We start from the raw sequence: 10,995 nt of genomic DNA on the forward strand, positions 1-10,995 counted from the left end.
AAGGCCAGTCAGCCCATGGGTTAAATAGGCGGTGACCCAGCGATTGACACTGGTTCTACTGACCTTAAGCATGCTTGCGATGGCGGTACGAGAATGACCTTCAGTGAAATGGAGTAAGGCAAGATAGCGCATACGTTTGCGTGCACTTTTCTCCGATTTTACTAAGGCTGCGATGTGGGGATGATTCATATTTTGTATGATTAAAAACTGATGACCAATTAGATCACATAATTAATATAATTGGTATTAAACCAAAACTAATCATGCAAAGAATAAAAAAGCCCTGCAATTGCTTGCAGGGCTTATCTATATGGTGCGCGTGGAAGGAGTCGAACCTCCGACCGCCTGGTTCGTAGCCAGGTACTCTATCCAGCTGAGCTACACGCGCAAACTCGTTTTTGTACTTCTAACAGATCCAATCAATATTGAGTCTAGGATAAGCACTTTTATCTCGCAACTTTATTCTATTCCCCTCGACTAAGAGAATAGAATGGCGGAGAAGGAGGGATTCGAACCCTCGATGGGAGTTAAAGCCCATACTCCCTTAGCAGGGGAGCGCCTTCGGCCACTCGGCCACCTCTCCGCGTTTAACGCTTTAAATCAACAAGACGTATCTCGTTAACTATATTGGTGCGCGTGGAAGGAGTCGAACCTCCGACCGCCTGGTTCGTAGCCAGGTACTCTATCCAGCTGAGCTACACGCGCATGTTAAACGGTAAAACACTAATACGAACTAAATCATATTAATTTAAATTGGTGCGCGTGGAAGGAGTCGAACCTCCGACCGCCTGGTTCGTAGCCAGGTACTCTATCCAGCTGAGCTACACGCGCATGTCAAACGGTAAAACATTAATATGATTTAAATCATATTAATCTAAATTGGTGCGCGTGGAAGGAGTCGAACCTCCGACCGCCTGGTTCGTAGCCAGGTACTCTATCCAGCTGAGCTACACGCGCATTTTAACTCTTTGCTATAAGCAATTATCTACAAAATTTCTTATGAAATTCAAAACTGATGAGTTAAAGATTAACTAATGCAGAGATGGTGCGCGTGGAAGGAGTCGAACCTCCGACCGCCTGGTTCGTAGCCAGGTACTCTATCCAGCTGAGCTACACGCGCGACTTGTATCTGAATTTACTTTTACATCAAACACTAATAAAAAATGGTGCGCGTGGAAGGAGTCGAACCTCCGACCGCCTGGTTCGTAGCCAGGTACTCTATCCAGCTGAGCTACACGCGCACTGTTTTCTATCTTTAAGAAATGGCGGAGAAGGAGGGATTCGAACCCTCGATGGGAGTTAAAGCCCATACTCCCTTAGCAGGGGAGCGCCTTCGGCCACTCGGCCACCTCTCCGTTTTCTTGGCGCACATATTACTGTTTGACGAAAATAAGTCAAACCCTTTTTCCGAAACAGATTCCATTTGAACTGTTTTTAATCACATTGCTGTTATATCAAGCCAATGTATTGATTTACGCCAATCTTTCGGTCTAAAAAATAAAAAAGCCAGTTAAAAAACTGACTCTTCTGTTGCCGTAGTACGCTTGCCAAAACAAGGTACTAAAAGTTACCACCTTCCGATGGTGTACCTGATTTTTCAGATTGAATGCGTTGGTAGATTTCTTCGCGATGAACAGAAACCTCTTTTGGTGCATTCACACCAATACGCACTTGATTGCCTTTTACCCCTAGCACTGTAACTGTGACTTCATCACCAATCATCAGTGTTTCGCCAACACGACGAGTCAAAATCAGCATTCGATAGCTCCTTTATTTCTTAATTCAGCTTACACACGGCACTCATCCGGTAGATGGGCTTATTATAAGGTCAGCTTAGTACAAATTAATAGTATTCAATACTCAAACGGTTATTTAATTACACCTTATTTAGCTCGAAAGCGTGATGTAACGCCCGAACCGCCTTGTGTAAGTCCCTTTCATCGATAACGGTTGATAATTTACTCTCTGACGTCGTGAGTAACTTAGCATGAATAGTTTCATTACCCAAGACTTCTAACATCTTAGTCAATAATCCCATTTTTGCCTGTAAACCTTTGCCAACTAAAGATACTTTTGCACGTTGACGTTCGATAATCAATGGCCCGAGAGCAAGGCTTTCACTTAAGCCTTCGAGCTCATTAAGCAGAGTATCGACCTTAGCTTCAGCGAGCATAAAACTGACGCGACCCGAAGGATCATCCTCATGGATCCTCAATGGAGAAATAAATTCCACATCGATTTCCAATCGCGTTAAACAGCCTAACAACGCTTGATAGCGTTCACTGGTGGTAAACAGCCCTTCTATCGTCAGCGTTGCCAGCGCCTTATTAATCGCGATACCTTGCACTAACGAGGCAATCGTTAATTCCGACTCGTCGCCAAATTGGATTAACGTCCCCTGCCCAGCTTCAAAGCTCGACAATACTCGCAGCGGTACGCGAAAACGCTCGGCGTATTCAACAGAATCGGGATGCAATACTTTAGCGCCGAGTTTTGCCATTTCGAGCATCACATCAAACCCAATCACATCGAGGCGACGTGCACTGCTATCAATATTAGGATCTGTGGTAAATACCCCAGCCACATCGGTAAAAATCTGGCATTCATCGGCTTCTAACGCTGCCGCTAAGGCTACTGCTGTGGTATCTGAACCACCGCGTCCTAAGGTGGTCACTTCGCCTTGAGGATCGATGCCCTGAAACCCTGCAACGATCGGCACAACACCATCGGCAAGCAAAGACTGCAAATATTCAGTATCCACTCGCTCGATACTGGCGCGGCCAAATTGACTATTTGTATGAATTTGCACTTGATCGCCCGTAAGGGATTTCGCTTTTATGCCGCGACGTTGTAGCGCCATCGACATCAAAGCAATACTCACTTGCTCACCCGTTGACACTAACATGTCTAACTCGCGCGCCGAGGCCCGCGGATTAATTTGTGCTGCAAGTGCAAACAGGCGATTCGTCTCACCCGCCATCGCGGATAAGACTAAAACTTGCTGCTCACCATTGTGAGCTGACTTTGTAATCTGCTCAGCGACCGCTTCGATACGTTCAATAGAACCCACCGAAGTGCCGCCGAACTTTTTCACAAAAAGCTTGCTACCACTAAGCTTTCGTTTTTGGGGCACAGCAACCTCTTAAGCTAGACGCTCAGTAATCCAAGGTAATACTTGAGCCAATGCCGCATCCAGATTTTCTGGCTGGCTACCGCCCGCTTGAGCCATATCAGGACGACCACCGCCTTTACCGCCCACTTGTGCAGCGACCATAGCGACTAGCTCACCCGCTTTGACTTTACCGATCAGATCGTTACTCACACCCGCGATCAGGTTAACTTTCCCTTCCTGCGCGGTACCAAGAACGATAATGGCCGATTTCAATTTCTGTTTTAATTCATCTTGCAAGCCACGTAATGAACTTGCCTCAACGCCGTCTAATTTTTTGATCAGTACGTTAACGCCATTAACTACAACGGCATCCCCCACTAAATCAGCACTCGCTGCCGCCGCTAGCTTATCTTTCAACTGCGCCATTTCTTTTTCGAGTTGCTTCATCTTATCGAGCTGCGCTTTTAACTTAGCCACCACTGAGTTGGCATCGCCTTTCAATAAGGCTGCAGCTTCTTCCAGTTCAGCTTGTTGCTGCGCCACATAAGCCATAGCTGCAGCGCCAGTCACGGCTTCGATGCGACGTACACCCGCAGCAATACCTGCTTCAGAGGTGATTTTAAATAAGCCGATATCGCCAGTGCGACCCACATGGGTACCGCCACACAATTCGATAGAGAAATCGCCCATAGTCACAACACGCACTTGTGAATCATATTTCTCACCAAAAAGTGCCATAGCGCCTTTCTCTTTAGCTTCATCTATGCCCATTTCAGCGGTTTTAAGTTCATGGTTACGACGAATTTGAGTGTTAACTAATTCTTCAACTTCTTTTAATTCAGCAGCTTTTACGCCTTCGAAATGGGAGAAGTCAAAACGTAAGCGCTCAGGATCAACCAAAGAACCTTTTTGCGAGACATGAGTACCGAGCACTTGACGCAGTGCGGCATGCAGTAAATGCGTAACAGAATGGTTTAACTGAGTACGGTGACGCAGTTTTTTGTCCACTTTCGCTTCAATAACTTGGCCAACGCTCAAGCTACCTGTAGCCAAAACACCTTGATGGCCCGTTGCTTGACCATACTTTTGCGTATCGTTTACCGTAAACTCAATACCATTCGCAACCAATTGGCCTTTATCGCCGACTTGACCGCCAGATTCCGCGTAGAAAGGTGTTACATCGAGTACGACAACGGCTTCATCACCCGCTTTGATCGCCGTCACTGACTCACCATTTTGATAAATCGCGGTGACCTTAGCTTGACCCGCTAATTCGGTATAACCACTGAATGCAGTTTCAGCATCAATTTTCAGCGCAGCGTTATAATCTGCACCAAAGTTACCGGCAGCTTGTGCGCGGCTACGTTGTTCAGCCATGGCGACTTCGAAACCTGCTTCATCGACAATGATGTTGCGCTCGCGACATACGTCAGCGGTCAAATCCATTGGGAAGCCATAGGTGTCATACAGCTTAAATACGGTTTCGCCGTCTAAGGTGTCACCTTTCAACTCGTTTAAGGCCGTATCTAAAATACCTAAACCACGTTCAAGCGTACGGGCAAATTGCTCTTCTTCCGCTTTCAGTGCCTTTTCAACAATCGATTGAGTCTCAGCTAACCCTTTTGCTGCATCGCCCATCACCGCAATCAAAGACGGAACCAGCTTGTAGAAGAAAGCTTCGGTCGCACCTAACTTGTTACCATGGCGAACAGCGCGGCGAATAATACGGCGCAGCACATAACCACGGCCTTCGTTCGACGGCATAACGCCATCGGCAATTAAAAATGCACATGAACGGATATGATCGGCAATGACTCGCAGCGACTTTTCAGATAAGTCACTAACACCAATGACCTCTGCGGCTTTAGCAATCAAAGTACGGAAAATATCGATTTCGTAGTTAGAATGTACGCCCTGCATAATCGCAGCAATACGCTCAATCCCCATGCCTGTATCAACCGAGGGCTTAGGCAAAGGTAACATTTCACCCGATGCTTGACGGTTGTACTGCATGAAAACGATGTTCCAGATTTCGATGAAACGATCACCATCTTCTTCAGGACTGCCAGGACGTCCGCCCCAAATATGATCACCATGATCATAAAAAATCTCAGTACATGGACCACAAGGACCGGTATCACCCATTTGCCAGAAGTTATCTGACGCAAATGCAGCACCTTTATTGTCACCGATACGTATGATGTTCTCGGCAGCGACACCAATTTTTTTATTCCAGATTTCAAAGGCTTCATCATCTGTCTGATAAATAGTGACGCACAGACGTTCCTTCGGCAGCTTTAAGGTTTCAGTTAAAAAAGTCCAGCCCAAACGAATCGCTTCTTCTTTGAAATAATCTCCAAAACTGAAGTTACCTAGCATTTCGAAAAAGGTGTGATGACGTGCTGTGTAGCCAACGTTATCCAAATCGTTATGTTTACCACCAGCGCGTACACAACGTTGAGCAGTGGTCGCACGCGTATAATTGCGTTTGTCCATGCCAAGAAACACGTCCTTGAACTGGTTCATGCCTGCATTGGTAAATAAAAGTGTGGGATCGTTGCCTGGCACTAATGAACTACTGTCCACAACTTGATGACCATTGCTGCGGAAAAATTCGAGGAAAGCGCTTCTGAGCTCTGCTGTAGTTTGATACATGAAATCATCCTGAATTGGGTAAGCATTACCAGCTACGCCTTAGGCTAGCCGTATTTCTATTTGCCCAGCATTATAAGCAGACTAAGGAAGGACGACCAGTCTTGATTGGTGATATACACATCAGGAATTTAATATTTTAGCGTGAATCGCCCACACCAGAGTCACTAGAAGCAAAACGACAGGATAAAGCACAAATAAAGACGGCGTAAGTTTATCGCGGCACGGACAATATTTAAGCAAGTGAGTCTAATGTGAAGTATGAAATTGACAATACCCATTGATGATATTTAGATGAACTTTTACAGTCTTAGCTCCAAATTTAATAATCTTCATCGAGATCATTGGGATCTGAATCTAGTGCGTAAGTGATTTGATCGTAGCTAAAGCCTTGGCCCATTAAAAAACGCACTCGTTTGGCCTTTTCCTTTGCGATGAGATCCCGAGCTTTAGAGCCCTTCACTTCTGTCACACGGGGAATGCCGTATTTTTTGGTGGCTTTATCTTTTGCTAGCTCAAACCAGTCACAATCACAATTAACCAAAGCGGCTTCAATACAGTCTTTAGATAAGCCTTTCTGTGCGATTGCTTGGCGGATGCGTATTGCACCGTGGCCTCGACTGATGTGGCTTCGCACTAACAGTTCGGCATAACGAGCATCATTAATAAAACCGGAGGATTCGCAAGCATCGAGTACAGGTTCGATATCGTTAATTTCGAAACCTTTTTCGAGCAATTTATCGCGGATTTGTAAACGGGAATAATCGCGGCGCGCTAACAGCGCGACCGCAATTTGATGGGCTGACTGACTCAGAATACTTCGCCTGTCTCTAAATCAATATTGTCCTCAGTACTATCATCAGCTTTGGCAGCCAAGGCACTCGGATTACTCAAAAGCAACTCACGTAGCGTCTTGTCAATTTCAGCAGCAATAGCTGGGTTTTCAGTCAGATATTTGCCAGCATTAGCACGACCTTGGCCGATTTTATCGCCTTTATAGCTGTACCAAGCGCCCGCTTTTTCAATCAACTTATGGGCTACGCCTAAGTCTACTAACTCACCAGTACGGTTAATACCTTGGCCATAAAGGATTTGGAACTCAGCCTGCTTAAACGGCGCTGCAACCTTGTTTTTCACCACTTTAACGCGAGTTTCGTTACCGACAACTTCATCGCCGTCTTTAATGGCACCAGTGCGGCGAATGTCTAAACGAACAGAAGCATAAAACTTCAGCGCGTTACCACCGGTTGTAGTTTCTGGGTTACCGAACATCACACCAATTTTCATCCGAATTTGGTTGATGAAGATAAGTAAGGTGTTAGATTGCTTTAAGTTACCCGCAAGTTTACGCATGGCTTGGCTCATCATACGCGCCGCTAGGCCCATGTGAGAATCACCAATTTCGCCTTCGATTTCAGCTTTAGGCGTTAATGCCGCCACGGAGTCGACTACGATAACGTCAACAGCGCCTGAGCGAGTTAAAGCATCACAAATCTCAAGCGCTTGCTCGCCGGTATCCGGTTGTGAACACAGCAGGTTATCAATATCTACGCCCAATTTTTTAGCATAAATAGGGTCTAACGCATGCTCTGCATCGATAAAGGCACAGGTTTTGCCTTCACGTTGCGCTGCGGCAATCACTTCTAAAGTCAGTGTTGTTTTACCTGATGATTCAGGACCATAGATCTCAACTATACGACCCATTGGCAAACCGCCAGCACCTAAAGCAACGTCCAGAGACAGAGAACCGGTAGAAATGGTCTCAACATCCATAGAGCGATCTTCGCCCAGCTTCATGATGGAGCCTTTACCAAATTGTTTCTCAATTTGGATCAATACCGCAGCAAGTGCTTTCTCTTTATTTGGATCGACCTTCATTCCTGTTCCCTCATCAAGACAAGCATTAAGCTGTCAAAAGTGATATTTAATTTACAAACGGGTAATTCAAAAAGCCGCGCTTTTTGTCTTAATTCTGCTGACTAGTATACTGTACAATCATACAGTATCAAGACCTGTGACTGAATTATTTTTAGCTGATAGGATTTTTAATATGGCCAAGGTTTTAGCGAATATCAAATCAGATAATAGCTCCCTTTGATCAATATCCATCGTTAAGGGCTCAATTTTCGCTAAATTATTGCTAAGATTGGCGCAACAAATTTTGCGTGGTCTTTTTAGCTGAAAATTGTACAGCAGTCTTCCGCTTCCATAGCGCTTAATCACCCTTAACCACACAAACTGTATCGCCTTTAGGCAGTCACAACGGACGATAACGATTTAATGAATGTAATTGATACCGATGATTTAGAAAAACATACTCCTATGATGCGTCAGTACTTGACGATGAAAGCAGAACATCACGATATGTTGCTGTTTTATCGCATGGGTGACTTCTACGAGTTGTTTTATGACGATGCTAAACGCGCTTCTGAGCTATTAGGCATTTCACTCACTGCGCGCGGTAAAAGTGGTGGCGATCCTATTCCGATGGCGGGACTTCCTTACCATGCTGTGGAAGGCTATCTTGCAAAATTAGTTCAAATTGGTCAATCAGTTGCGATTTGCGAACAAATTGGCGACCCCGCGACATCTAAAGGGCCCGTAGAACGTAAAGTGGTGCGAATTGTCACACCAGGCACCTTAACCGACGAAGCGTTGCTACAAGAACGCCAAGACAATCTGTTAGCCGCGGTTTATCAAGGTAAAGTCGGTTTTGGTTATGCCACATTAGATGTTTCATCCGGACGTTTTGTGATTGCAGAGCTCGACACGCGAGAGTCATTAGAAGCAGAATTGCAACGCACTAATCCCGTTGAAATTCTCTACAGTGAAGACTTTGGCGAACTAGGTCTACTTAACGGTTTTAAAGGCAAACGCCGTCGCCCCGAGTGGGAATTTGATTACGATACGAGTATCAAGTTACTACTGGCCCAGTTTGGCACGAAAGACTTGCATGGTTTTGGTATCGCAGATGCACGTTTATCACTGCAGGCTGCGGGTTGCTTGATGCAATATGTCAAAGACACACAGCGCACGGCACTGCCCCATATCAATGCCATTATCCGCTTCAATCAAACCGATAGCATAGTACTCGATGCGGCAACTCGCCGTAATTTAGAATTAACTCAAAACCTTGCCGGTGGCCGCGATAATACCTTAGCGGCAGTATTAGATAATACGGCAACGCCTATGGGCAGCCGTATGTTACAACGCTGGATCCATCAGCCGCTGCGAGATCCTAAGCAAATCAAGGCGCGCCAACAGGCGGTGACTGAACTCCTCGATACCGCAGCCCATGAAGGTTTGCATGAGCAGTTAAAGGCACTTGGCGATATCGAACGTATCATGGCAAGGTTAGCCCTGCGCACTGCCCGTCCAAGGGACTTTGCACGTTTACGTCAAGCTCTGGGCTTATTGCCTGAATTACAACTGAGTTTAAGTACACTGAGCGCACCGCACACGACCCAGTTGCGCCAACACTTAGGTGAGTTCCCCGCTGAGCAAGCCCTACTTGAGCGCGCGATAGTCGATAATCCACCTATGCTTATCCGCGATGGCGGGGTGATCCGTGAAGGCTACAACAGCGAACTAGATGAATGGCGCGGTCTGAGCGAAGGAGCGAGTGATTACTTAGTACAACTTGAAGCCAGAGAAAAAGAACGTACTGGCATCAATACACTTAAAGTTGGCTATAACCGCGTACACGGCTATTACATCGAAGTGAGCCGTCTGCAATCCTCACAAGTACCGCTCAATTATCAACGACGCCAAACACTTAAGAATATGGAGCGTTATATCACGCCCGAACTTAAGGAATACGAAGAAAAAGTCCTCTCGAGCCAAGGTAAAGCGCTGGCACTCGAAAAGCAGTTATGGGAACAGTTGTTCGATCTTATTCTGCCCAAATTGCATGAATTACAGGCTTTTGCTAGAGCAGCGGCTGAGCTTGATGTACTGAGTAACTTTGCCGAGCGTGCCGAAACCTTAGGCTACACTTGTCCAGAGCTGAGCCAAGATATCGGAGTACAGATAGAGGCTGGTCGCCACCCAGTGGTGGAGCGTGTTAGCCAAACGCCGTTTATCGCTAACCCAGTGACCTTGCACAATCAAAGACGTATGTTGATTGTCACCGGACCCAACATGGGCGGTAAATCGACCTATATGCGTCAAGTCGCCTTGATTACACTGATGGCCCACATTGGCTGTTTTGTTCCAGCAGATCGCGCCCTGATTGGCCCGATTGATCGCATCTTTACCCGTATTGGCGCATCAGACGATCTGGCCTCTGGCCGCTCAACCTTTATGGTAGAAATGACTGAAACTGCCAACATCCTGCACAATGCCACTGCCAGTAGTTTAGTGTTAATGGATGAAATCGGCCGTGGAACATCCACCTATGATGGTTTATCACTAGCTTGGTCGGCGGCGGAATATTTAGCCCAGCAAGTCGGAGCTATGACCCTATTCGCCACCCATTATTTTGAATTAACTCAATTGCCTGAGCTAATGACAGGCGTGTATAACGTGCACCTTGATGCCATTGAGCATGAAGATACCATCGCCTTTATGCATGCGGTACAAGAAGGCGCCGCCAGTAAAAGCTACGGCTTACAAGTTGCGGCGCTTGCTGGCGTGCCAAACAAAGTGATTAAAGCAGCGAAACATAAATTGCAGCAATTGGAGAGTCGCGATCACCAACCAGAAGGAACGAGGACGCCCATTCAAAGCTTACTCGCTTTACCTGAACCGGTTGAAAATCCAGCTTTAACTAAATTAAGTAGCATTAATCCCGATAACTTAACGCCAAAACAGGCGCTTGATTTGCTCTATGAACTGAAACGCTTGAGCTAAACATCAGGTGATCTAAATAAAAGCCTAAAAATAACAACGCCCACTCTATAGTGGGCGTTTTACTTTATGACGTGATCTCACACTAAGTACATTTTCTGGATGGCTTCTCTGAAAAGCACCAGAAGACAGATATTATACCAATTATATTAATTATGTGATCTAATTGGTCATCAGTTTTTAATCATACAAAATATGAATCATCCCCACATCGCAGCCTTAGTAAAATCGGAGAAAAGTGCACGCAAACGTATGCGCTATCTTGCCTTACTCCATTTCACTGAAGGTCATTCTCGTACCGCCATCGCAAGCATGCTTAAGGTCAGTAGAACCAGTGTCAATCGCTGGGTCACCGCCTATTTAACCCATGGGCTGACTGGCCT

General features: G+C 45.9%; 8 protein-coding genes and 8 tRNA genes. 2 read left to right on the forward strand and 14 right to left on the reverse strand.

What is annotated here, in order from left to right:
* The 14 genes from L5M38_RS23235 to recA form a co-directional block, all read right to left on the reverse strand.
* Positions 1–189 (reverse strand): helix-turn-helix domain-containing protein (locus L5M38_RS23235; protein ID WP_263177467.1); only part of this gene is annotated, 189 nt, incomplete at its 3' end.
* Between the two features lie 122 nt (positions 190–311).
* Positions 312–388, reverse strand: a tRNA-Arg gene (locus L5M38_RS23240).
* Positions 389–491: 103 nt separating this feature from the next.
* Positions 492–583, reverse strand: a tRNA-Ser gene (locus L5M38_RS23245).
* A 45-nt stretch (positions 584–628) separates the two neighbouring features.
* Positions 629–705, reverse strand: a tRNA-Arg gene (locus L5M38_RS23250).
* Between the two features lie 49 nt (positions 706–754).
* Positions 755–831 (reverse strand) — tRNA-Arg (locus tag L5M38_RS23255).
* A 49-nt stretch (positions 832–880) separates the two neighbouring features.
* A tRNA-Arg gene (locus tag L5M38_RS23260) sits at positions 881–957 on the reverse strand.
* A gap of 86 nt (positions 958–1,043) precedes the next feature.
* Positions 1,044–1,120: transfer RNA gene (locus L5M38_RS23265), tRNA-Arg, on the reverse strand.
* Between the two features lie 44 nt (positions 1,121–1,164).
* Positions 1,165–1,241 (reverse strand) — tRNA-Arg (locus L5M38_RS23270).
* A gap of 22 nt (positions 1,242–1,263) precedes the next feature.
* A tRNA-Ser gene (locus L5M38_RS23275) sits at positions 1,264–1,355 on the reverse strand.
* Positions 1,356–1,560: 205 nt separating this feature from the next.
* Positions 1,561–1,758, reverse strand: a complete 198-nt coding sequence (gene csrA, locus L5M38_RS23280) for a carbon storage regulator CsrA (protein ID WP_006082602.1) — start codon at positions 1,756–1,758, stop codon at positions 1,561–1,563.
* Between the two features lie 118 nt (positions 1,759–1,876).
* The gene (locus tag L5M38_RS23285) at positions 1,877–3,133 is read right to left on the reverse strand and encodes an aspartate kinase (RefSeq protein WP_006082603.1); all 1,257 of its coding nucleotides are present in this window, start codon (positions 3,131–3,133) and stop codon (positions 1,877–1,879) included.
* Between the two features lie 9 nt (positions 3,134–3,142).
* Complete coding sequence (gene alaS, locus L5M38_RS23290; RefSeq protein ID WP_263180439.1) at positions 3,143–5,767, reverse strand: alanine--tRNA ligase; 2,625 nt, start codon at positions 5,765–5,767, stop codon at positions 3,143–3,145.
* A gap of 319 nt (positions 5,768–6,086) precedes the next feature.
* Positions 6,087–6,557 (reverse strand): regulatory protein RecX, encoded by a 471-nt coding sequence (locus tag L5M38_RS23295; protein WP_411569316.1) that lies wholly within the window; start codon positions 6,555–6,557, stop codon positions 6,087–6,089.
* 17 nt (positions 6,558–6,574) lie between these two features.
* Positions 6,575–7,642, reverse strand: a complete 1,068-nt coding sequence (gene recA / locus L5M38_RS23300) for a recombinase RecA (RefSeq protein ID WP_105251812.1) — start codon at positions 7,640–7,642, stop codon at positions 6,575–6,577.
* A gap of 402 nt (positions 7,643–8,044) precedes the next feature.
* On the opposite strand from recA, the gene mutS reads away from it, so the two are divergent.
* Positions 8,045–10,615 carry a DNA mismatch repair protein MutS gene (gene mutS / locus L5M38_RS23305; protein WP_263180441.1) on the forward strand — a complete coding sequence of 857 codons (2,571 nt, stop codon included), beginning with the start codon at positions 8,045–8,047 and terminating at the stop codon, positions 10,613–10,615.
* Positions 10,616–10,807: 192 nt separating this feature from the next.
* The coding region (locus tag L5M38_RS23310; RefSeq protein ID WP_263177467.1) for a helix-turn-helix domain-containing protein at positions 10,808–10,995 on the forward strand (188 nt) is incomplete at its 3' end.

It is taken from the genome of Shewanella sp. SM101 (genome assembly GCF_025654465.1).
Lineage (GTDB): Bacteria > Pseudomonadota > Gammaproteobacteria > Enterobacterales > Shewanellaceae > Shewanella > Shewanella oncorhynchi.